Source organism: Variovorax sp. 10N412, from assembly GCF_056394985.1.
The window spans coordinates 35,236-56,566 of record NZ_JBFTIO010000005.1; the positions used below are offsets into that span (position 1 = coordinate 35,236).

The 21,331-nt window shown below is 65.6% G+C and carries 24 protein-coding genes; 13 read left to right on the forward strand and 11 right to left on the reverse strand.

Annotated elements, in window-relative coordinates; all coding sequences use genetic code 11:
• Window positions 1-27: 27 nt before the first annotated feature.
• The gene (locus tag AC1DJH_RS14200; RefSeq protein WP_478186306.1) at window positions 28-1,593 is read left to right on the forward strand and encodes a DUF1800 domain-containing protein; all 1,566 of its coding nucleotides are present in this window, start codon (window positions 28-30) and stop codon (window positions 1,591-1,593) included.
• A 296-nt stretch (window positions 1,594-1,889) separates the two neighbouring features.
• A complete protein-coding gene (locus AC1DJH_RS14205) occupies window positions 1,890-3,101 on the forward strand; it encodes a DUF1501 domain-containing protein (protein ID WP_472116061.1) in 1,212 nt (403 codons plus the stop codon).
• 39 nt (window positions 3,102-3,140) lie between these two features.
• Here the strand turns inward: AC1DJH_RS14205 and AC1DJH_RS14210 are convergent, their stop codons facing one another.
• The gene (locus tag AC1DJH_RS14210) at window positions 3,141-3,587 is read right to left on the reverse strand and encodes an SRPBCC family protein (protein ID WP_472116059.1); all 447 of its coding nucleotides are present in this window, start codon (window positions 3,585-3,587) and stop codon (window positions 3,141-3,143) included.
• Window positions 3,588-3,793: 206 nt separating this feature from the next.
• On the opposite strand from AC1DJH_RS14210, the gene AC1DJH_RS14215 reads away from it, so the two are divergent.
• On the forward strand, window positions 3,794-3,988 hold the full coding sequence (locus AC1DJH_RS14215; protein WP_472116056.1) for a hypervirulence associated TUDOR domain-containing protein: 195 nt from the start codon (window positions 3,794-3,796) through the stop codon (window positions 3,986-3,988).
• Between the two features lie 128 nt (window positions 3,989-4,116).
• Here AC1DJH_RS14215 and AC1DJH_RS14220 read toward each other — a convergent pair whose 3' ends face one another.
• Window positions 4,117-5,325, reverse strand: coding sequence for an MFS transporter (locus AC1DJH_RS14220; protein ID WP_472116054.1), 1,209 nt, complete (start codon window positions 5,323-5,325; stop codon window positions 4,117-4,119).
• A gap of 141 nt (window positions 5,326-5,466) precedes the next feature.
• On the opposite strand from AC1DJH_RS14220, the gene AC1DJH_RS14225 reads away from it, so the two are divergent.
• Genes AC1DJH_RS14225 through AC1DJH_RS14235 form a run of 3 tightly spaced genes read left to right on the forward strand, consistent with a single transcriptional unit; the run spans window position 5,467 to window position 7,284 of the window.
• On the forward strand, window positions 5,467-6,360 hold the full coding sequence (locus AC1DJH_RS14225; RefSeq protein WP_435485427.1) for a LysR family transcriptional regulator: 894 nt from the start codon (window positions 5,467-5,469) through the stop codon (window positions 6,358-6,360).
• Between the two features lie 28 nt (window positions 6,361-6,388).
• Window positions 6,389-6,880: a helix-turn-helix transcriptional regulator gene (locus AC1DJH_RS14230; RefSeq protein WP_435485428.1), complete on the forward strand. Its 492-nt coding sequence runs from the start codon at window positions 6,389-6,391 to the stop codon at window positions 6,878-6,880.
• Window positions 6,877-7,284 (forward strand): VOC family protein, encoded by a 408-nt coding sequence (locus tag AC1DJH_RS14235; protein WP_472116052.1) that lies wholly within the window; start codon window positions 6,877-6,879, stop codon window positions 7,282-7,284. Before AC1DJH_RS14230 ends, AC1DJH_RS14235 begins: the two co-directional genes overlap by 4 nt.
• A 31-nt stretch (window positions 7,285-7,315) precedes the next feature.
• On the opposite strand, the gene AC1DJH_RS14240 is transcribed toward AC1DJH_RS14235, so the two are convergent.
• Window positions 7,316-8,653 carry an aspartate aminotransferase family protein gene (locus AC1DJH_RS14240; protein ID WP_472116049.1) on the reverse strand — a complete coding sequence of 446 codons (1,338 nt, stop codon included), beginning with the start codon at window positions 8,651-8,653 and terminating at the stop codon, window positions 7,316-7,318.
• A gap of 96 nt (window positions 8,654-8,749) precedes the next feature.
• Between AC1DJH_RS14240 and AC1DJH_RS14245 the strand changes: the two genes are divergently transcribed.
• Window positions 8,750-9,637 carry a LysR family transcriptional regulator gene (locus tag AC1DJH_RS14245; RefSeq protein WP_472116046.1) on the forward strand — a complete coding sequence of 296 codons (888 nt, stop codon included), beginning with the start codon at window positions 8,750-8,752 and terminating at the stop codon, window positions 9,635-9,637.
• An 86-nt stretch (window positions 9,638-9,723) separates the two neighbouring features.
• Window positions 9,724-10,563 (forward strand): tRNA-uridine aminocarboxypropyltransferase, encoded by an 840-nt coding sequence (locus AC1DJH_RS14250; protein WP_472116044.1) that lies wholly within the window; start codon window positions 9,724-9,726, stop codon window positions 10,561-10,563.
• On the opposite strand, the gene AC1DJH_RS14255 is transcribed toward AC1DJH_RS14250, so the two are convergent.
• Together AC1DJH_RS14255 and AC1DJH_RS14260 are read right to left on the reverse strand one after the other, a co-directional pair.
• Window positions 10,560-10,760 carry a hypothetical protein gene (locus AC1DJH_RS14255; RefSeq protein ID WP_472116042.1) on the reverse strand — a complete coding sequence of 67 codons (201 nt, stop codon included), beginning with the start codon at window positions 10,758-10,760 and terminating at the stop codon, window positions 10,560-10,562. The two genes, AC1DJH_RS14250 and AC1DJH_RS14255, sit on opposite strands and share 4 nt — an antisense overlap.
• A 143-nt stretch (window positions 10,761-10,903) precedes the next feature.
• Complete coding sequence (locus tag AC1DJH_RS14260; protein WP_435485434.1) at window positions 10,904-11,194, reverse strand: DUF1330 domain-containing protein; 291 nt, start codon at window positions 11,192-11,194, stop codon at window positions 10,904-10,906.
• Between the two features lie 267 nt (window positions 11,195-11,461).
• Between AC1DJH_RS14260 and AC1DJH_RS14265 the strand changes: the two genes are divergently transcribed.
• Together AC1DJH_RS14265 and AC1DJH_RS14270 are read left to right on the forward strand one after the other, a co-directional pair.
• Window positions 11,462-11,836: a hypothetical protein gene (locus AC1DJH_RS14265; RefSeq protein WP_472116036.1), complete on the forward strand. Its 375-nt coding sequence runs from the start codon at window positions 11,462-11,464 to the stop codon at window positions 11,834-11,836.
• Window positions 11,837-11,949: 113 nt separating this feature from the next.
• Window positions 11,950-12,438 carry a hypothetical protein gene (locus tag AC1DJH_RS14270; RefSeq protein ID WP_478186111.1) on the forward strand — a complete coding sequence of 163 codons (489 nt, stop codon included), beginning with the start codon at window positions 11,950-11,952 and terminating at the stop codon, window positions 12,436-12,438.
• A 597-nt stretch (window positions 12,439-13,035) separates the two neighbouring features.
• Here the strand turns inward: AC1DJH_RS14270 and AC1DJH_RS14275 are convergent.
• Both AC1DJH_RS14275 and AC1DJH_RS14280 read right to left on the reverse strand, forming a co-directional pair.
• A complete protein-coding gene (locus tag AC1DJH_RS14275) occupies window positions 13,036-13,581 on the reverse strand; it encodes a hypothetical protein (RefSeq protein ID WP_472116031.1) in 546 nt (181 codons plus the stop codon).
• 175 nt (window positions 13,582-13,756) lie between these two features.
• Entirely contained in the window at window positions 13,757-15,550 is a 1,794-nt protein-coding gene (locus tag AC1DJH_RS14280; RefSeq protein ID WP_478186112.1) for an ATP-binding response regulator, read from the reverse strand.
• Between the two features lie 195 nt (window positions 15,551-15,745).
• Here AC1DJH_RS14280 and AC1DJH_RS14285 point away from each other — a divergent pair, with 195 nt between their 5' ends.
• On the forward strand, window positions 15,746-16,390 hold the full coding sequence (locus AC1DJH_RS14285; RefSeq protein WP_472116025.1) for a hypothetical protein: 645 nt from the start codon (window positions 15,746-15,748) through the stop codon (window positions 16,388-16,390).
• A gap of 174 nt (window positions 16,391-16,564) precedes the next feature.
• A complete protein-coding gene (locus tag AC1DJH_RS14290) occupies window positions 16,565-17,227 on the forward strand; it encodes a tRNA-uridine aminocarboxypropyltransferase (RefSeq protein WP_472116023.1) in 663 nt (220 codons plus the stop codon).
• A 448-nt stretch (window positions 17,228-17,675) separates the two neighbouring features.
• Here AC1DJH_RS14290 and AC1DJH_RS14295 read toward each other — a convergent pair whose 3' ends face one another.
• The 3 genes from AC1DJH_RS14295 to AC1DJH_RS14305 all read right to left on the reverse strand — a co-directional run bounded on the left by AC1DJH_RS14295 (window position 17,676) and on the right by AC1DJH_RS14305 (window position 19,386).
• On the reverse strand, window positions 17,676-18,377 hold the full coding sequence (locus AC1DJH_RS14295; RefSeq protein ID WP_472116166.1) for a carboxymuconolactone decarboxylase family protein: 702 nt from the start codon (window positions 18,375-18,377) through the stop codon (window positions 17,676-17,678).
• 49 nt (window positions 18,378-18,426) lie between these two features.
• Entirely contained in the window at window positions 18,427-18,879 is a 453-nt protein-coding gene (locus tag AC1DJH_RS14300) for a (R)-mandelonitrile lyase (RefSeq protein ID WP_472116163.1), read from the reverse strand.
• An 81-nt stretch (window positions 18,880-18,960) separates the two neighbouring features.
• Complete coding sequence (locus tag AC1DJH_RS14305; protein ID WP_435441771.1) at window positions 18,961-19,386, reverse strand: (R)-mandelonitrile lyase; 426 nt, start codon at window positions 19,384-19,386, stop codon at window positions 18,961-18,963.
• 93 nt (window positions 19,387-19,479) lie between these two features.
• On the opposite strand from AC1DJH_RS14305, the gene AC1DJH_RS14310 reads away from it, so the two are divergent.
• Window positions 19,480-20,403 carry a LysR family transcriptional regulator gene (locus tag AC1DJH_RS14310; RefSeq protein ID WP_472116020.1) on the forward strand — a complete coding sequence of 308 codons (924 nt, stop codon included), beginning with the start codon at window positions 19,480-19,482 and terminating at the stop codon, window positions 20,401-20,403.
• Here AC1DJH_RS14310 and AC1DJH_RS14315 read toward each other — a convergent pair.
• On the reverse strand, window positions 20,387-21,286 hold the full coding sequence (locus AC1DJH_RS14315) for a LysR family transcriptional regulator (RefSeq protein WP_472116017.1): 900 nt from the start codon (window positions 21,284-21,286) through the stop codon (window positions 20,387-20,389). The two genes, AC1DJH_RS14310 and AC1DJH_RS14315, sit on opposite strands and share 17 nt — an antisense overlap.
• Between the last annotated feature and the right edge of the window lie 45 nt (window positions 21,287-21,331).

Consider the following 21,331-nt stretch of genomic DNA (forward strand, 5'->3'; position numbering starts at 1 on the left):
GTGCCCGTCACTGCTTCGCGCTTCGCCATGCGCCGCGCGTCGATGGCGCTTGGCGCGTGTGCGCTGGCCCTGCTCGCGGCCTGCGCGAGCGCACCGGGCGAGCGGCGGCCGCTGGTGTCGGTGTCGCTGCCCTCGGCACCCGTGAACGAAGCCACGCGCCTGCGCTGGCTCGACCGCGTGAGCTGGGGCGCCAACGCCAGCAGCGACGCGCAGCTCGCGCAGCGCGGGCTGTCGTTGTGGATGCGTGACCAACTCAACCCGCGCCCCGCGCCGCTGCCGGCTGCCGCGCAGGCGCAGATCGACGCCATGGCCATTTCGCGCACCCCGCTCGACCAGCTCGTGACCGGGCTCGACGCGCAGCGCAAGGCCGCCGATGCGCTGCCCGACGAAGACCAGAAGAAGGCCGCACGGCAGGCCTACCAGCAGCAGCTCAACGACCTCGCACGCGAGGCGCAGACGCGCTTCGTGCTGCGCGCTTTGTATTCGCCCAACCAGCTGCAGGAGCAGATGACGTGGTTCTGGATGAACCACTTCAACGTCAACCTGCGCAAGGACAACCTGCGCGCGATGGTGGGCGACTACGAAGAGAACGCCATTCGCCCGCACGCGCTCGGCAAGTTCCGCGACCTGCTGGGCGCCACGCTGCATCACCCGGCCATGCTGCGCTACCTGGACAACGCGCAGAACGCGGCCAACCGCATCAACGAGAACTACGCGCGCGAGCTCATGGAGCTGCACACGCTGGGCGTGGGCAGCGGCTATTCGCAGGCCGACGTGCAGGAGCTGGCGCGCGTGCTCACCGGCGTGGGTGTGAACATGCAGCCGCTCGATGCACCGCCGCCGAACGTGCGGCCCGCGCTGCGCGCCGACTATGTGCGCAAGGGCCTCTTCGAGTTCAACCCGAACCGGCACGTCTACGGGCCGAAAACGCTGCTCGGGCAACCGATGCAGAGCCGCGGCCTGGCCGAGGCCGACGAGGCGCTCGACCGCCTGGCGCGCGCGCCGGCCACCGCGCGTTTCGTGTCGCGCAAGCTGGCCGTGTACTTCGTGTCGGACGATCCGCCGCAGGTGCTGGTCGATCGCATGGCCGCGGCCTTCACGGGCAGCGACGGCGACATCGCCGTCACGCTGAAGGCGCTGTTCGAGTCGCCCGAGTTCACGGCCTCGCTGGGCCGCAAGTTCCGCGACCCGGTGCACTACGTGATGGCCGGCGTGCGGCTCGCGTACGACGACCGCGTGGTGCTGAACGTGAACCCGATGCTCGGCTGGATCAACCGCATGGGCGAGCCGCTGTATGGCCACGAGACGCCCGATGGTTATCCGCTGAACGAGGCGGCCTGGGCCAGTGCGGGGCAGATGAACACGCGCTTCGAGATCGCGCGCGCCATCGGCGCGAACGGCGCGGTGCTGTTCCGCGCGGACGACAAGGCGCCGCTGGAGAAGCCCGCCTTTCCGCAACTGGCCGAGTCGCGCGCGGTGCGTGCGATGCAGGGCGGCTTGAGCGCGGACACGCGCGAGGCGCTGGCGCAGGCGAAGAATCCGCAGGAGTGGAACACCTTCCTGCTGGCGTCGCCGGAGCTCATGCGCCGCTGAGGTTGGTCTTGGTTTTTCTCCCTCCCCCGCTGGGGGAGGGCAGGGGTGGGGGCAAGCGGCGCTCGATGAAGCGCTGTGGCGAATGCAAACGCCGCCGCGCCCCCATCCCAGCCTTCCCCCGGAAGGGGAAGGAGCAAGGCAGGTATTTCTCCCTCCCCCTCTGGGGGAGGGCAGGGGTGGGGGCAAGCGGCGTTCGATGAAGCGCTGCAGTGAAAGCAAACGCCGCCGTGCCCCCATCCCAACCTTCCCCCAAAGGGGGAAGGAGCAAGGCAGGCAAGAACAAAGGACACATCGTCATGCAACGTCGAGAACTCTTGCGGCTCATGGCCGCCGCTCCCTTCGCAGGCGCCGCCGGCCAGCTCATGGCCGCGCCCGCGGCCGAAGGCGCCAAGCTGCTGGTCGTGTTCCTGCGCGGCGCGTACGACTGCAGCAACCTGCTCGTGCCCACCGCCAGCGACTTCTACTACGCCTCGCGCCCCAACATCGCCATCGCGCGCCCCGGCACGCCCAACGGTGCGCTGCCGCTCGACGGCAACTGGGGCCTGCACCCCGCGCTCGCGCAAAGCGTGATGCCGCTGTTCCAGCAGAAGCAAGCCGCCTTCATCGCCTTCGCCGGCACCGACGACCTCACGCGCAGCCACTTCGAGACACAAGATTCCATCGAGCTCGGCCAGGCGCTCGACAAGCGCCGCGACTACGGCTCGGGCTTCCTCAACCGGCTGGCCGGCGTGCTCGGCGCCGGGCCCGTCACCGACGTGTCGCCCATCGCCTTCACCGACCAGTTGCCGATCTCGATGCGCGGCAAGGCCAAGGCCGCCAACATGGCGCTGGCGGGCAATGCACGCTCGGGCATCGACGCGCGGCAAAGCCAGGTCATTGCGGCCATGTACCGCAACACCGCGCTGGCCCAGCCGGTGGCCGAAGGCTTCCAGGTGCGCGACGAGGTGATGCGCGCCGTGCAGGCCGAGATGGACGCCGCCAGCCGCAACGCCATGACCGCCAAGGGCTTCGAGCTGGTCGCGCGCCGCATGGCGCTGCTGATGCGCGACCGCTTCGACCTGGGCTTTGTCGACGTCGGCGGCTGGGACACGCACGTGGGGCAGGGCGCAGCCACCGGCTACCTCGCCAACCGCTTCGAGGAACTGGGCCGCGGCGTGGCCGGCTTCGCGCAGGAGATGGGTGAGGACGCCTGGCGCCAGACCGTGGTGGTCGTCATCAGCGAGTTCGGCCGCACCTTCCGCGAGAACGGCAACCGCGGCACCGACCACGGGCACGGCACCGTCTACTGGGTGCTCGGCGGCGGGCTCTCGGCGCAGGCCGGCGGGCGCATCGTCGGCGAGCAGCAGGCGCTGACGCAGGCCACGCTGTTCCAGAACCGCGACTACCCGGTGCTCAATGAATACCGGGCGGTGTTCGGCGGGCTGTTCCAGCGGATGTATGGGCTGTCGGCGGCGCAGCTGGCGCGCGTGTTCGACGGCGTCGCGCCGAAGGATCTGCAGTTGGTTTGAATTGAAGGGCGCGGGCGCGGGCGCCGGCCCCGTGCGCCCTCACCCCGGAATGTTCGGCTCCACCAACTGCGCCAAGGCCACGAACGACTCCTGCCAGCCCAGGTAGCACATCTCGGCTGGAATCACCTCCGGAATGCCTTCCTGCACGATGGAAATTTCAGTGCCGCAGGACACCGGTGTCAGGCTCACGGTGGTCTTCATGGTGCCGGGAAGGTTGGCATCGTCGAAGGTCGCGTCGTAGGCAATGCGCGCGTCGGGCACCAGTTCCAGATACGTCCCGCCGAACGAGTGGCTGTGGCCTGTACCGAAGTTGGTGAAGGACATGTGCCAGGCGCCGCCCACCACGGGCTCCATGGCGTGGACCTTGCCGGTGAACCCGAACGGCGGGAGCCAGCGCTCGAACGCGCCGGGCTCGGTGAACGCGCGGTAGATCCGGCTGGGCGGGGCGCGAAGAACGCGGTGCAGACGCACGGTGTTGGTAGCCATGGATGTTTTCTCCCAGGAACAGAAGATGACCCCCGGTGGGCGTCGAACGAGCCCGTCGACAACAGGCGTGCCGCAATACTAGGTTCCTGTACAGCTCCGGTGAAGAAGCGGTTTCTACCTACATGCGTGGACGCAGCCGCAGATAGTTTTGCCTTGTGCATTTGCACATGTAGCGCTGTGGAGCTGTCATGCAAACAAAGCCGAAAGTGGGCGATGCCGTCGATTGGAAGACGCCGCAAGGCGAAACCACCGGCAAGGTGGTGCGCAAGGTGACGAAGTCGGCGCGCGTGAAAGGCCATGTCGCGAAGGCTTCCGACGCCGCGCCGCAATTCGAAGTAAAGAGCGACAAGACGGGCAAGACCGCGATCCACAAGGCTTCTGCTTTGAAGCGCCACGCGTGAGAGAAGTGCTGAGCGCATAGACGGGGTTGGGTTTGACAGCCAGCTCCTGATGCGCAATCCGCTCACCGGCGTGCAAGAGAAAGCGCCGCTCTTGTCGATGTGGCTGACGATCCCGCGAGTGCGCTCCATCAGCGCCGTGCCTGGCGAGGCGCGCCCACCCAATGCACCACGGCGGCGGCGACTCCCAGCACGAGGCCGAAGACCACGATGCCGCTCCAGCCGTAGCGCGCCATCAGCCAGCCGCTGGCCATCACGCCGAGGGCGCCGCCGGAGAACGTGGCGGTCATGTACAGGCTGTTGATGCGGCCTTGCGCCTTCGGATCGACGGCAAAGGCGCGGGTCTGGTTGGCCACCAGGCCCGACTGCACGCCGATGTCGAGCACGATGACGCCCAGCACCAGGAACACCAGCGACGACTCCGCGCCGGCCAGCAGCAGGAAGGCCACCGTCACGATGCCGATGCTGGCTGCGATGACGCTGCGCGATCCCAGCCGGTCGGTGGCGCGGCCGCCGAGCGACGCGGCCATGGCCCCGGCCGCGCCGATGATGCCGAAGCCGCCTGCCCAGGCGCTGCCGAGGTGCCACGGGCCGCTCGCCAGCAGCGCCGCCAGGTTGACCCAGAAGGCATTGAAGCAGGCCCACAGCAGCGCCTGCACCATCATCGATTCGCGAATCGCGCGGTGATCGCGGGCCAGCGGCCACAACGAGGCCAGCAGGCGTCCGTAGGACAGGTCGGTGCTCGGCACGCCACGCGGCAGCAGCTTGGCGGCCGCGATCCACACCGGAACCATGAACGCCGCCTCCAGGCCGTAGACGGCGCGCCAACCGCAGGCCGCGCCCACCACGCCGCTGATCGTGCGGCCCAGCAGGATGCCGACCATGATGCCGCTGACGACCGTGCCGACCGAGCGCCCACGCTCGCCGGGCAGCGACATGACGGCCGCGAAGGGCACCAGCTGCTGGGGCACGCAGCTGACGATGCCCAGCGCGAAGGAGGCCGCGATCAGCGACCAGATGCCGGGCGCCAGCGCCGCCGCCGCGGCGAAGACGAAGGCTCCGGCGATCTGGCCCAGCACCAGCTTGCGGCGGTCGAAGCGGTCGCCCAGCGGCAGCAACAACGCCAGCCCCACGGCGAAGCCGAGCAGCGCCGAGCCCGCGACGAGGTCTACCGTTGCCACGTCCACCTCCATGCCCGATGCAATCAGCGGCAGGATCGGCTGGGTGCAGTAGATGTTGGTGATCACCGCGCCGGCGATGATCGCCATCATGAGGATCTTGCCGCGCGATGCGACCACGGGCGCTGGCGGACTGGCGGGTGTGATGAACGGGCTGCTCACGGCGTTCTCCTTCGATGTGTGCCTCCGGTTGCGGCGGGATGCCGCGCTCCGGAGAGAGCGATGCCCTAAGTTACTTGTTTGCACGTGCCGAGAGAATCCTGCAAGATCGAGAATGATTCTTCCGAAATTTGGTAGCCGCGAATGAACCGTCTCGAGTCGATGTCCATCCTTGTCGCCGTCGTCGATGCGGGCAGCCTGTCGGCCGCCGCGCGTTTTCTCGACATGCCGCTGGCGACGGTCAGCCGCAAGGTGGCGGAACTGGAGGCGCACCTGAAGACGCGCCTGCTCCACCGCACGACGCGGCAGCTGTCGCTGACGGAAGCCGGCATCTCCTACGTGGCGGCGTGCCGGCGCATCCTCGAGGAAATCGGCGAAGCCGAGCGCGCCGCGACGGGGGAGTACGCCTCGCCCAAGGGCGAACTGGTGGTCACGGCGCCCGAGATGTTCGGACGCCTGCACGTCGTGCCCGTGGTCGCGGAATTTCTCGCGCACTATCCGCAGATCGGCGTCAGCCTGATGCTCACGGACCGCGTCGTGCATCTGATGGACGAGCACGCCGACGCGGCGGTACGGATCGGCCAGTTGCCCGACAGCACGCTGATGGCAACGCGCGTCGGCACGGTGCGGCGCGTCGTCTGCGCCAGCCCGGCCTATCTGGCGGCGCACGGCGTGCCGGCCAGGCCGCAGGACCTTGCGGCGCACGCGTGCATCACCTTCGAAGTTCTTGCGTCCATGCGCGCCTGGGTGTTCGGTGCCGGCAAGTCCGAGCTGTCGGTGCCCGTTCAGTCGCGGCTGACGGTCAACACGGCGGAGGCGGCCATCGCGGCCGCAACGCTGGGCGTCGGACTGATACGCGTGCTGTCTTACCAGGTCGCGGATGCCGTGCGCGCGCAGGCGCTGCGCGTGGTGCTCGACGAGTTCGAGTCGGCGCCTTTGCCTGTCAGCCTGGTGCACACCGGACAGGCGCCGTTGCCGTTGAAGCTGCGCGCCTTTCTGGACTTCGTGACGCCGCGCCTGCGCGAGCGCACCGCCTGAGCCCGCGCCCCAAAGGATTCACTGCCAAATGAGCGAAGCCCCCGCCCCCCAGGACCCCGACGTGCTGCGCCGTCTGCTGCGCGCGAAAGACCGAATGGACGCCGCATCGCACGAGCAATGGCCCGTGCAGCGGTTGGCGCAGGCAAGCGGCATTTCAGAGGCCCACTTCGCGCGATCGTTCAAGCAGGCCTTCGGCATTCCGCCGCACCGGTACCTGCTCACCCGGCGCATCGAGCGGGCGATGACGCTGCTGCGCGAAACCGAGTTGTCCATCACCGACATCGCCTTCGACACGGGCTGGGCGAGCCTGGGCACCTTCGGGCGCACCTTTCGCGACATCACCGGAAGCAGCCCGAGCGCGGTGCGCACGGGCGGGCGGGCGACCGCGCACGCGCTCGCCCGCGTGCCGGCCTGCATCGTCAGCGCCGCGCGCCGGCCCGACCTCAGGACCGCAGTTTCGGAGAAGCGGCGCCAGGCAACGGACGGTACAAACGAGCCCGAACAACAGGAGATTCCATGATGCAGGGCATTGAAGTGGTGGGTTTGTACGTGCGCGATCAAGACGAAGCGCTCGCGTTCTATGTAGACAAGCTGGGCTTTCGCGTGCACACGGACGTGGGCAACGGCGACTATCGCTGGCTCACTGTGCAGCACCCGGAGCAGCCGTCGTTCCAGCTCGGCCTGTTCAAGCCCGGGCCGCCGGCGCTCGATGCGGCGACGGCGCAGGCGGTGCGTGCCATCGTGGCCAAGGGCGCCATGCCGCCGCTGGTGCTGACCGTGGACGACTGCCGCGCCGCCCATGACCGGATGCTGGCGCTGGGCGTGGAGTTCACGCAGGAGCCGACGGAGCGCTACGGCACGGTGGACGCCGGCTTTCGCGACCCGTCGGGCAACGGATGGAAGATGATCCAGGCGCGCCGCTGACCGGCGCGCGGCCGGTCGGCCTTGCCTGCTGCTATGCGACGGATTGCCGTGCGCGCGGCGCCGCTCGCACGGCAGTGTCTATCGCCTTGTCGAGCAGCTCCAGACCAAGGTCGAGCTCGCTGTCGCTGATCGTCAGCGGCGGTGCGATGCGGAACACGCCGCCCATCGACGGCAGCTTCACGATGTTCATGCTCAGCCCGAGCCGCATGCACTCGCGCGTGATGGCCTCGCCGAGTTCGAAGGCCGGTTCGCGGGTCTTTCGATCGGTGACGAGTTCCAGCCCGAGCAGCAGGCCGCGCCCACGCACATCGCCGATGCACTCGTGGCGTTGCTGCAAGCTTCGCAGCCCCTGCGCCAGGCGCTCGCCTGCGGTGCGTGCGCGTTCGACAAGTCCGTCGCGCTCCACCACCTCCAGCACTTTCAGGCCGACTGCCGCGGGCAGCGGGTCGGAGACGTGCGTCGTATAGAACAGGAAGCCGCGCGCATGCGCCTCTTCTTCGATGGCGGCGGTCGTCACCATCGCGGCCAGCGGCAGGCCCGCGCCCAGGGTCTTGGAAAGCGTGAGGATGTCGGGGGCAACGCCGTCGCGATCGCAGGCGAACATCAGGCCGGTGCGGCCGATGCCGGTCTGCGCCTCATCGACGATCAGCAGCATGCCGCGCTCTTCGCACTTGTGCTTCAGCGCCGCCATGTAGCCCGGCGGCAGTTCGAGGATGCCGCCGCTGCTGAGGATGGGTTCGGCGATGAACGCGGCGAGCGCGCCGGTCGACTGCCGGTCGACCTGCTCGAAACCGTCGTCGAGTTCGCGGCGCCAGTCCAGCGCGCCGTCCGGCGTCGTGAAGCGGGGCCGGTAGGCGTTGGGCGCCGGTATTGCGAACGAGCCGGCCGCCGTGGGGCCGTAGCCTTTGCGGCCCGCGCTGTAGGTGGCCGCCGCCGCGCTGCCGGTCATGCCGTGCCACGACTGCGTGAACGCCACCACCTCGTGGCGGCCCGTGACCAGCTTGGCCATGCGGATGGCCGCTTCGTTCGACTCGGCGCCCGTGCTCAGCAGCAGGCAGCGCTCCAGGTCTGCGGGCGCGTGCCGCGCGATCTGCGTGGCCAGCTCGACGACCGGGCGCGACAGCATGCCGCTGAAGAGATGGTCAAGCGTGCGCATGTGTTCCGACACCACCGCGACGATGTCCGGATGCGAGTGCCCCAGCAAGGCGCTCATCTGCCCCGACGTGAAGTCGAGGATGCCCCGGCCGTCCGCGTCGTAGACGAAGCAGCCCTGCGCACGCTCGATGATCAGGGGCTCGAAGCTGCCGCCGTAGCGCACCAGGTGCCGTTGGGCCTGCTGCCAGAACTGGGGGTCGTTGTTCCTGCTCATGTCGATGCTTCCCGATCAAAATGACGCACCTTACGCAGCACCTCCCGCGCCGGGAAGCGAATTGTTTTGAACTCAGCTATCAGGAGAATTCATCCCGTGAGCCAATCCCTGGACATCGACCTGCTTCGCAGCTTTGTCGCCATCGCGGAGACCGGCGTGCTGGGCCAGGCTGCGCTGCGCGTGGGGCGCACGCAGTCGGCGCTCAGCATGCAGATGCAGCGGCTCGAAGGCATCGTGGCGCAACCGCTGCTGCATCGCACCGGGCGAGGCGTGACGCTCACTGCCACCGGCGAGCGGCTGCTCGTGCGCGCGGGGGAACTGCTGCGCAAGCACGACGAAGCCCTGGCCGAACTGCGCGGCGAGCAGCTGTCGGGCGTGCTGCGCTTCAGTTGCCCGGACGACTATGCCGTCGTGTTCCTGCCGTACCTGCTTCAAGGCTTTGCGAGCCTGCACCCGCGGGTGCAATTGGAAGTGATGTGCGCGCCGACACCCCGCCTGCATGAGCTGCTGGCCCGGCGTGCGGTCGACCTGGCGCTGGTGTCGGTGTCGGTGGCCGAGACGGGCGGTGCGGTGGGTGGCGACGTGATCCGCCACGAGCCTCTGGTCTGGGTGACGCAGCGCGGCGGCGCCGCCGCGTCGATCGATCCGCTGCCGCTGGCGCTGGGCGCGCCCGATGCACTCGACCATCTGCTGCCCAGGCAGGCGCTGGAGGCCGCGGGTCGCGCCTATCGGCTCGCCTATGCCAGCAGCAGCCTGTCGGGCCTGGTCGGCATGGCGCGCTCCGGCCTGGCCGTCATCGTGCTGACGCGAACCGCCGTTCCCGACGACTTGGAGATCCTGACGTCGGCGCAGGGGTTCCCCGATCTGCCGGGCGTCGGGGTCAAGCTTGCATTCGCTCGTGACGAGCCGACCGCGTTGACGGCTGCCTTCGCGGCGCATGTCAGGACCTTTCTTCCCGAGGCTGGCCCTCCCGCGATTGCCTAGCCGCTGGCGCTGTTCGGACGCAACGCGGCGGGGCGGGCCGGTTTTCGGCCGCCAACCCGCTTTGAGACACCGCCGAGAATCACTGCATGCCCCACGCCGTCTCCCTTCTTCGCGCCGCGCGCCTGGCGCGAAGCGCCAAGCCCTTTCTTGCCCGTGGCGGTTTCAAGCGCGAGCGCTGCGCCGGCTGCCGGCTGGTGCCCAGCCACTGCATGTGTGCCTTGCGGCCCCTGCTGACCACGCGCGCGGGGGTGTGCCTGCTCATGGCCGACATCGAGCCGCTCAAGCCGACCAACACGGGCTGGCTGATCGCCGACGTGGTCGCCGACACCTTCGCCTTCGGCTGGGCGCGCACCGAGACCGACCCCGCATTGCTGGCCTTGCTGGGCGACCCGCAGTGGCAGCCGTACGTGGTGTTTCCGGGGCAGTACGCGGCGCCCGAGCGCGTGGTGCATGCCGTGCCCTTGCCCGACTCCACCGACCCCGCCGACCCCGCCGACCCCGCCGACCCTACCGGCGGCGAGCCCGCGAAGCGTCCGCTCTTCATCCTGCTGGACGGAACGTGGGGCGAGGCCCGCAAGATGTTCACCAGAAGCCCGTATCTCGATCCGCTGCCCGTGCTGAGCCTGCAGCCGGAGCAGATCACGCAGTACCAGCTGCGTCGCTCCGGGCGCGACGACCACTTCTGCACCAGCGAGGTGGCGGCCCTGTGCATGGACCTGGCAGGCGAGCACGTCGCCGCGCAAACACTGGAGGCCTACCTGGCCGTGTTCACGCACCACTACCTGCGTGCGAAGAACCAGCAGCCCATCGCGTGGGAGGGGGCTGCGCACAAGCGGCTGCGCGAGGTCTCGGGTGTGCTGCCATTGCGCGCCGCAGATGATCCGCACGCCGAACCCGACGCGCGGGGCCTGGCCGCGGGGGATTAGCCGCAGCGCAGCGCGAATCGGCGGTCGTGTGCGTGCCTGCGTTGGTCCTTGAGCCGGTCCTGCTCGAACGGCGGCTGCGGCTGGCGGGCCGCGGCGTCGATCGAGGCGATCAAGGCGTTCAGTTGGTCGCACTCCGAAGTCGAGCTGTCGACGTTCATGGCGACTCGACGCTCGTGCGCCAGTACAGACTGGGCCACGGCGCTGCTCTCGCGCATGTCGGCGGTATGTAGACCAGCAGCGGGGAAACGAGAGACGCGGGCCCACTGTCTTGCAAGCGCGCCTTGGCGAAAGCTTCTGCTGCCCGCGGGTACTCAAAGGGGGAGCGTCGCGCTCCTGCCACTCAAACGCCTTCGATGATGCGAATCTCGCGGTCGGCTCCGTCGCCCAGTGCAGCCAATGCGGCCTGGTATGCCGGGCTGTCGTGTGCGGCAACTGCTTGTTCAACACTGTCGAACTCGATCAGTACGGTGCGTTGCATCACGCCGAGTTCATAGACCTTGGACGGTTCGCCGCGCGCCAGGAAGCGCGCGCCGTTGGCAGTGAGTGCCGGGCCGGCCAGCTTTGCATAAGCGGCAAGTTTTTCGGAATCGTTGACTGCGCGATACGCGCTGACCCAGTAGGCTTTTGGCATTTGATCTTCTCTTCGGTGCGCTGAAGGTAAAAACGTGACTGTGCCGCGTGTCTTGATTTGTCGCAAGCTCGGCACAGCATCTTCGGTGTGAAGAACGGTTTTGAGAGGCGCTGACGTTGGCGCACGTGCGGCAGGATGCCGCCACCATCAAACGTTCGACGACATGGCTTGGCGAGGATAAGAGTGCATGGAACACTGCATGGATTTTGAAGAAAGTTCTCGCACGCGGCCACCCGAAGACGCCGCCCGCGAAAAGCCTCAACCCACATGAACTTGCACATCATTTCGGCCAGTCGGTCGCTTGTCCAGGAGGCCTGGAAGGAGCCTGACAAGTGGGAGGAAAACCTGACCTCCGCAGAAGCGATGCTCGCGAGGGCGCTCGTTGAAGTCCCCGGCAACGTCCTTGCGGCGACGTGCCTGGGCGCTGTGCTCTGCGACCGGGGCGAACACAAAAAGGCGGCATCCGTCCTACAGCGCGCGGTTGAACTCGGGTCAACTGACCGGAATACGTACTTCAATCTGGGGGTGGCAAAGATGAACTGCGGCGCAGACGAGGAAGCCATGGCTTCCTTCCGAAGGGCCGAGGGCCTCCAACCTTCGCGGCTGTCGTGGGAGGCCTACTTCGACCCTCAGGCCCACTGAGTGCCGGGCCTGAACCACCGGCTGAAAGCGGCCAGACCCGAATGGCAGCATCATCGGAACAATCACATGAGGGGGTTTCAAGTTTGTTGGTCATACGTCCCAGTAGCCACATCGTGGCGGACCTGAGTTCGCGCGACCGCGCATCCGTCACCATTTCGCGGAAGTCTCGAGAAGTACTTGCGGCATGCTTGCCCGCCGACTATCTGTCATTGGCCGACTTCGTTGGCGCGCAGGAAATCGCGGGGGACTTCGTGCTGCTGAATCTGGCGCAGATGCTGCAAGAGACCGCTGGCAGAGATCATCCAATGATTGACCTTGGGAAGACCTGGTGGGTTATCGGCGCCTCAGGCACTGGCGATGCGTGGCTTCTGAGGAGAACGGAATTCGCCTCCAGGGTTGCGTTTCTCGACCACGACCAGGGAACCAGTGCGCAGGGGATCGATATGGGTATCGACTTCATGCAATGGCTCCAGTTGGCCGACCTGATGGCACAGGTGGAGCAATGTACGGGCAGCATCCCGAACGTTGGCGAAATTGCTTTGGCAATGAACAGTTTGTCGATGGGCTTGGCAGAGCGCTATCCGTACAAGCTGGACGTTTGATTCGCAGAGTGGGCTTGGCCACTGGCAGACCTGCACGGTCACGGCACGATTCTTCTCCCGCTTTTTTTTGTCCAGCAATGAACCTGCCGACTTTTGACCACGACGCAACGCGCGCACTGATCAAAGAGAGAGCCGACGCGCCTTTCTCGGCATTCGCTATTGGCGACCGCGCGCATCGCATTCAATCGTGCAGCGGAGATCGAGACGGCAGAGCCGCTGCTGCGCCAGGCCATCGCCTTCGATTGGGCCGCGCAAGGTGTTCCGAACGACAGGCATATGGTGGAGTGGGCTTACTTCGAGTTGCTGTTGAACGCCCGGCACGATACGGACCGCTTTGAGCGGCTCTTCGATGAAGCCGTGTCACGGTGTGCGGAAGTCGACACGGACTACACAGTGATCCATCCGCCCCAGGAGGAGCTGCTGGAGATCGCCGTTGGAATGGGGCACCGACTTGTCGTCGAGCGGCTCGCCGGGAAGACAGCGGATCGACGCCAGCCAAGAAGACGACCAAGGAATTGTTGGCTCGGGCCAAGGAACTTCTCTCTGGTTCCACCTGATCGCTGCGCAAACGGATCTGCTCATGCCGACGGAAGTTGGTCATTTTGGATCGATGACATCAAACTCGAACTGCACCGGATCGGCGTTTTCGACGTAGGCGCTGATCAGGTAGTGGCCGGCAGGATCGCCATCGGCCACGTCCCAAGACTTCGAAATGGTGCCGTCGTAGATGGTCAGGGTCACGTCCAGCGAAATGGTCTTGCGATCCGCTGACGTGCCGTAAGGCTGGCCACCGCTGCCCCACGTCTTCGGGGTCTGCGGCAATGTCGCGCGTTCGAGAACGCGGACCTTGCCAGATTTCTGGTTGAGTTTCAGGATCCAACCGTAGTTTTGGTTGATCGTCCGCGGTACGATTTTCGAAACCTTGAAGTCCAGCACGTCGTTGTTGGGCGCGAGCTTGAAGAGCCCAAAGACCGCATCGAGCGGGCACGCTCCCTTCGCTGCAGGAGCGACGGCGCAAGCTTTGAACACGGCGGCATTGGACTCAGAAATGGATGCCTGCGGTGCGGCGCCCGTCGTTTGAGCGCCAATGTGGGTGCACGCGACCGCGGCGAAAAAAACAAGAGGATGGCGTAGATATTTCATGGCAGATGAGGTTCGGCAAGCGACTGTCAAACGATCAAGCGGTCGAGCTGTATATCAAGCTCGGCAAACGCACCAGGGCGGCCATTCATCAGCTTGGTACCTGACAAGAACGCCCTGAAAGGCTGGCACCGGGCTGCCAAGGCTGGGTGTCCTCGGTCAACTTGGGTTGCGGCATTCATACCCTCTTCAACACCGCGTCGATGGTATCCAGCAATGTGTCTGCGTTCACGGGCTTGAACAGCACGGGGACACCGGATTCGCGCACCCGCTGCAGGCGCTCGGGCGCGGTCTCCCCCGTGATCAGCAGCAGCGGCATCCGCGTGCCATTGCGCCAACGCAAGCGCAGGCCCACATCGAGTCCGCTGCCACCGTCGGCCAATCGATAGTCGCACAGCAGCAGTTCGAACGCTCGCCCCTCGGCTTCCGCCTGAGACAGTGCCATGGCCGCCGTGCCCTCGTCGACCACCGCCTGTACATCGAATGCATATGCGCGCAACAACTCGCTCATCGCCTGGCGGATCTCGGCCTCATCGTCGATGAGCAGCACACGCCGCGCCAAGGCCGGCGTCGGAGGCTGGGGCGGCATCCGGCGCGGCAATCCACCTTGCTGCGGGGTGCTCGGCCTCGGGCCGGGTGACGTGTCGGGCGGGGGGTGTGCTGGCGCCAGGTGCACGCGAAAGCGCGTGCCGCGATCCACGCGTGTGTGCACCTGAACCTGATGATCGAGCAGCCGAGACAGCCGCTGCACGATGGACAGGCCGATACCGAGGCCGCGTGCACGATCGCGCTCCGGATTGTTGATCTGGTAGAACTCCTCGAAGATGCGGCCCAGCTGCTCGGGCGCCATGCCGATGCCCGTGTCGCGCACCTCGATCCACAGGCGCTCGCCGCGCGAGCGCACGCGCACGATGACGCCGCCGCGCACCGTGTACTTGAGCGCGTTGTCAACGAGGTTCGAGAGCATCCTCTGCAGCAACTGGGCGTCGCTGTAAACCCATGCACCACTGGCCTGTACCCGCAGCTGCAGGTCCGCCTGCTCTGCACGCGCCAGGAAAACATGGTTGAGCGACACCAGCAGCGTGTCGAGCGCGACGGGCCGGATGTCCGGGGTGATCACGCCGGCGTCGAGGCGGGAGACATCGAGCATGGTGTCCAGCGAGTGGCCCAGCGCATTGACCGAGCGCATGAGCCGCTCGGCGTTCTGGTGCTCGGGGTGATCATGCAGCGCGTTCTGCAGCGCCGCACCGAACAGCGCGATGGCGTGCAGGGGCTGGCGCAGATCGTGGCTGGCGGCCGCAAGGAAGCGCGTCTTCTCCACGCTGGCGCGCTCGGTCGCCGCGATCTGCTCTGTCAGGCGGCTTGCGAGCGACTCGTTCTCAAAGCGCAGGATCAGCGCATCGGTCAGCTGCTTGTGCTGCAAGACGCCGCGGCGCAGCGCAAACAGCAAATAGGCCGTGCCCACGGCTGCCAGGAACAGGTTCACGCCATCGCTGTGCCAGAGCAACGCACCAATCAGTCCTCCCATCATCGGAATGCCATAGCCGAACAGCGAGGCCGTCATGGGCCACAACGATTGCATGGCAAGCCCGCAGCCGACCATGATCAGGATGGCCATCAGGGCCGTCACCTCCGGGTTTTGCGTCGATACGAAGAACCAGGGCACGGGTGCGGTGGCCACGCCGATCAGGATCATCTGAAGGGTGTGCCTGCGCGCCCAACGCGGTCCATCGGCCAGTGGCACCTCGGGATGCCAGCGCGGGGCCCACAGCACGTACAGGTTCGCGAAGACAAGCATCGCCACAAAGGGCAGCACCATGGGCAACTTCAAATAGAAGTAGCCCATCGCGCCGCCGATGAAGGTGAAGCAGAGATGACCGCACACGCCGGCGTTGCGCGACGCATAGGCCGAGGAAAGATGCTCGCGCAGCACTCGCAGGCTGCTGGACGTGTCGATGGTGGTGGTGTTCAACGAAAGGTCGGCGGAAAGCGCAGGAACGCACAGATTTTGAGTGCAATCCAACCTGTTGGTGGCGTGGTGCTGCAGAATTCTGGGGGCTGACGCGGGAAGGCAACTGACGGGCCAGGACCCGACGTTCATCAGCGGTGCGCAGTTTGCCCTGGAGCAACTGGCCGTGCCGTAGGCTAAAGGTTCAAACCCGTACTTATGAAAAATATCCGCTTTTCCGGCGCGAACGCGTCGCCGCGGAGAACCCGTCGTTCGCCGTGCCGCCACAAGGTGTCCCGATCAGCGAAGCGGAAACTCAACTATCAAGTCAAGCCGAAAATGCTGCGCAGTCGCACAGATGCATATCAACTGCTGAAGCGGCTTGGTGCTCCTCCGCGGTTGCTGCTTCATGTTCAATTGGTTGGAGAAGCCGCCGACATGCTCGTGGAACGCTACGCAAAATTGGGGCTAGACGTCGATGCAAAACGAATTGAGTTGGGCGTGGCAATCCACGACGCCGGAAAGATTCTGCATCCGGAGGAGATGAGCGGACCCGGGTCGCTCCATGAAGCCGAAGGCAAGCGGTTGATGCTTGAGAACGATGTTCAGGTCGAGATAGCCGAGTGCTGTGTATCTCACGCAGCATGGCGCAGCCCCGGTCTGGGATTGGAAGAGCTCTCCGTTGCGCTTGCTGACAAGCTATGGAAAGGCAAGCGAGAGGAGGAACTGGAGCTTCTTGTAATCGACAAAGCTGCGCAGCACCTGGGGACGGACCGTTGGGAAGTATTTGCTGCGCTTGATTCTGTGTTCGAAGACATCTCGGCTGGGGGTACGGAACGCCTGCAGCGCAGCAGCATCGCGTGATAACGCGGCGCGCCTCTCGCGAAAATACGATGGCTGCTATCGGCCGCTAGTCATGACTGCTCAGTGCCAATGCGGTCTTCCGACATTGTTCAAAGCGGCCGGTCGTCGCGCCAAAGCTATGAGACATCTCCTTTCACGCACTGCCCAGCCAGGCACGCTGAATAAAATCCGGCCATGTCCGCCGCTTCAGTTCCACGCCCCCAGTGCACCGCTTGCCTGCGCCCGCTCAGCGCCTGCATTTGCCGCTGGGTCGCGCCCACCGCCCACGCGGTGGAGGTACTGGTGCTGCAGCACCCGATGGAGGTACATCAGGCCAAAGGCAGCGCCCGCCTGCTGCACCTCAGCTTGGCGCACTGCCGCTTGGTGGTGGGTGAGGCATTTGCCGTGCCGGTGTGGCCGGTGGACGGCAAGCACACGCTGCTGCTGTACCCGGACAGTCTGCAAGATTCCGCGCCGGACCTGCGGGTTGAGCCCCCGCTACCGCGCGAGTGGCTGCAAGCCCAGTCGCGCCTGCGTCTGGTCGTGCTGGACGGCACCTGGCGCAAAAGCCGAAAGATGCTCTACCAAAGCCCGCCACTGCAACAGTTGCCCCGCTTGGCGCTGCGCAACCTGCCGCCTTCGCACTACCGTATCCGCAAAGCCCATGGGCCTGACCAACTGTCCACGCTGGAGGCGACCTGCTACGCCTTGGGCCAACTGGAAGGCGGTGCGGCGCGGTTCCAGCCCTTGTTGGATGCCTTCGACGGGTTTGTAGAGTACTTGGAGCAGGCTGGCGGGCAGCGAAACGCGCAAACTGACAAGTCCTGCCCTCGACCAAGGGTTGCGGGGTTCATTTAGGTGACCAGCCAATCGCTGGTTTTGGCCGACTGGAGTCGAAGGGAGTCGACGCCACCGGGCCGGTTGGGACATCAGGTTGCTCCGGTCGGACGCCGGAAAGCAGTCAAGTTCGGATATGGGTTGCTATCGGATGACTGGTGCCAGAACTTTGCTGGATGGCCTCTCATGCCCGACTCTAGCCAGAGCACTGCCGGCGGCGCAGGGCCCGGGGCGGTCCGTTGCTGGACCTCGCCGAAGCGCTGCTTCGCAGCGATTGCGGCCGCCCGAAGTCCGCCAGCGAAAGGCTGCTCCGCCCTGCAAAGCAGCCGTTGCAGCTAAACGCTTTGCACGCGCCCGGCGAAATGGAAGCGCGATAGATACTTTTTCAAGGTGGATGACGGTCTGCTCGGGGTAGCGCATGCAGAGCGACGATTTCCATCCTTGCTACAAACCAACCTCAACGATTCACTCAGCTCTTTGTCCGCGACGCCAGTTGGCGCGCAAGCGCATCGTGAGCCCGCGTTGCAGCTTGCCCATCCACCTTCGCGGCCAATACCTTCGTTAACTGATCCAGCTGGCCCGCCGTGATGCCCACATTCATGCTGAAGCCCATGTGTGCCTGCAGTTGCGCGTCAGCCCCCGGCAACGCCGACAACATCCCGACGGTTGCGAGCTCGCGACTTTGCCAATCCAAGTTATCGCGCTCGAAGATGGCACCAAACAGATGGCTCTTCAGGTACTGATCCACCACTGGCGCGAAGTCATAGATGGCGCCCTTTGCGGGACCGCCCAGCAGCTTGGTCTGGTTCGCGGTGCCGGCCGCGAGCAGCGCTTCGCCGGTTGGAATGGGCCTTCCAGGCAGCTGCCCTTGTGCATCCTGTATGCCGCGTTGCTTGCGTGCTTCGACGACCTTCATCAGTTCGTTCAAAGCGTTCAAGCTGCGCGGAAATCCTGCGTAGGCGTAGAGCTGTATGAGCACTTCCTTCGCATCGTTGACGGTCAACCCGGCGTCCAGGCCCTGATCGAGCGCGATAGCGAGCCGGGCCATGTCACCAGAAGCGCCGAACGCCGCGATCGGAACGATGGCCTGCTGGCGCATTGAGAGGGTCTCGGACGCAGACTCCCGCTGCGTCGCCGCTGAGGTCTGTCCATGCGAGGGCGCATGCTCCATCATGGCCACAGCGCCGATTGCCAGGCCGAGGGCAAGCTTCGAGAAGCGCTTAACGTGTTGTGTACTGTTCATCGCTGACTTTCTCCATCCATTCGACGTTCTTTCCATCGAGCATTCCTGTCACCGCAAGATGTGTCATCGCCACTGCAGGCGATGCACCGTGCCAATGCTTCACACCCGGCGGGCACCAGACGACATCCCCGGCTCGTAGCTCCTGAACGGGCTTGCCCCACTCCTGTGTGCGGCCTGCACCTGAAATGACGACCAGCCGCTGTCCGGCAGGATGGGTGTGCCACGCAGAACGTGCACCCGGCTCAAAAGTAACGTAGCCGCCGCTTGCGGTAATCCCGCTGGTGGCGGGCCAGAGCTGATCGACCCTGACGCGACCGGTGAAGGTCGCCTCAGGACCAGCCACGGATGGCGTGGCTCCCGCGCGAAAAATCTGCTGGGCTGTGATGGGCACGGCGGGTTCCACGGCGTAAGCCGCGCAGGCCTGCGCCATCCAAAAACATGCGCCCAAGGCGCGAAGACGGTGGTTCAAATGGGACTCCTTATTGATCTGAAACCAGCTCAACGAAATAGCTCAGCCATGCGTTGTCGCAGTGGCCGCCGGGCCTGCGAAATACTCTGCATCGGTAACGTGCGTCAGCCATTCAACGTTCTTGCCGTCGAGCGCTTCCTGCACGGCAATGTGCGTCATCGCAGTTGTGGCGGTCGCGCCGTGCCAGTGCTTGTGGCCGGGCGGGCACCAGATGACATCTCCCGCACGAATCTCTACGATCGGCTCGCCTTCGCATTGGGTCCACCCGCAGCCCGCCGTGACGATCAGTGTCTGGCCCAGTGGATGGGTATGCCAAGCCGAACGCGCACCGGGCTCGAAGGTAACGCTGGCGCACGACGTGCGCGCAGGCGGCGGCGGGTTGTTCAGCAAGTCGATGCGGACGGAGCCAGTGAAGCATTCAGCAGGGCCCTTGGCGGATGCTTGAGTGCCGGGACGGATGAGTTTCATAGGAGTGGCCTTTGCATTCGCCCCACTGTATTTCTGCGCCGGTTTTCCGAGAAGACTGCAAAATCAGCATGCACTTGTGCAAATCAATCACCAATGGCCAAAGAAAACCTGAACGATCTGCAAGCATTTGTGGTGGTCGCTCGCGAGCGGAGCTTCACCCGAGCGGCAGCGCAAATTGGTCTTTCGCGCTCGGCGTTGAGCCACGCGATGTTGGCGCTGGAAGCGCGGCTGGGCGTGCGGCTTCTAACGCGAACCACCCGAAGCGTTTCGACCACGGAAGCCGGCGCGCGCCTGCTCGACACGGTGGCGCCGCGTCTGCAGGAGATCGAGGCCGAACTAGGTCAGCTCAGCGCGATGCGCGACAAGCCGGCCGGCACGGTGCGCATCACCGCACACGACCACGCCATCGGCACCGCGCTCTGGCCGCGCCTGATGCCCTTGCTCAAGCAGTACCCCGACATCCAGATCGAGTTCAGCGTCGACTACGGCTTCACCGACATCGCGGCGCAGCGCTTCGACGCCGGCGTGCGAGTCGGCGACCGGATCGACAAGGACATGGTGGCCGTGCGCATTTCGCCCGACATGCGGATGTCGGTGGCTGCCTCCCCTGAGTACTTGGCGGGCAAGACATCGCCGAAGAAGCCGCAGGACCTGACCGAACACCGGTGCGTGAACCTGCGCCTGCCGACGCGCGGCAACCTGTACGCGTGGGATTTCGAGAAGGGTAGAAAGTCGGTCAACGTGAAGGTCGACGGGCAGACCATCTTCAACAGCACGGCCCTGATGCTGCAGGCAGCGCTCGACGGCCTGGGCTTTGCCTATGTTCCTTACGACCTGATGAAGCCACACATTGAAGCAGGCCGACTGATTCCGGTGCTGGAAGATTGGTGGCCGACCTTTCCGGGCTATCACCTCTACTATGCGAACCGGCGCCAGATCGCGCCGGCGTTGGCGCTGGTGATCGAGGCGCTCAGGTATCGCAAACCCGAGCGAACTGCTTTTACCGCGAAGCGCTGAAGCGCAATGCCTTTACCACCAGCGAAAAGGCCGGCGACGGCTGCCGCTTGCTGGGGTAGTACAGGTGGTAGCCGGCGAACTTGGGGCACCAGTCCTGCAACACGCGAACCAGCCGCCCCGAGTCGATGTGCGCCATCAGCTCGTCTTCCGGCAGCAGCGAGATGCCGAGCCCGGCCAGCGATGCGTCGATCTGCGGAGGCGCGGTGTTGAAGATCAGCGGCCCATCCACGCGGACGTTGACCTTCCGGCCACGCTTCTCGAAGTCCCACACATAGAGTCCGCCCGATGTCGGCATGCGCTGGTTGATGCAGGCGTGCTTCGTCAGATCGGCCGGCGTCTTGGGAATGGAATGGACGGCGAAGTATTCGGGCGATGCCACCACCGCCATCTGCAGCGGCGGGCCGATGGGCACTGCGATCATGTCGTTGTCGATCGTGTTGCCCATGCGCACGCCCGCATCGAAGCGGTCGGCCACGATGTCCCGAAAGCTGTAGTTCATGTCGAACTCCAGCTTGATCTCCGGGTACTCGCGCAGCAGCGGCGTGAGCTTGGGCAGCAGCACCGTGTGCAGCACGTTGTCGCCGCAGGTGATGCGCACGGTGCCGGCGGGCTTGTCGCGCAATTCGGTAAGTGCTTCCAGTTCGGCCTCGATCTCGTCGAAGCGGTGGCCGATCGCCTTCATGAGTCGCTCTCCAGCCGATGTAGGTGCGACGCTGCGTGTGGTGCGTGTGAGCAGGCGGATCTGCAGGCCTTCTTCCAGGCCGCGGATCGCCTGGCTGAGCGCCGATTGCGTAACGCCCAATGTGCCAGCCGCTTTGGTGAAGCTGCCTTCGCGGGCCACCGTCACAAAGGCCAGGAGGTCGTTGAGATTGCGTCTTGGCATGTTGGTCTTCGCGGGGCGCGCACTGATTAGTGGAGTTAATAAATG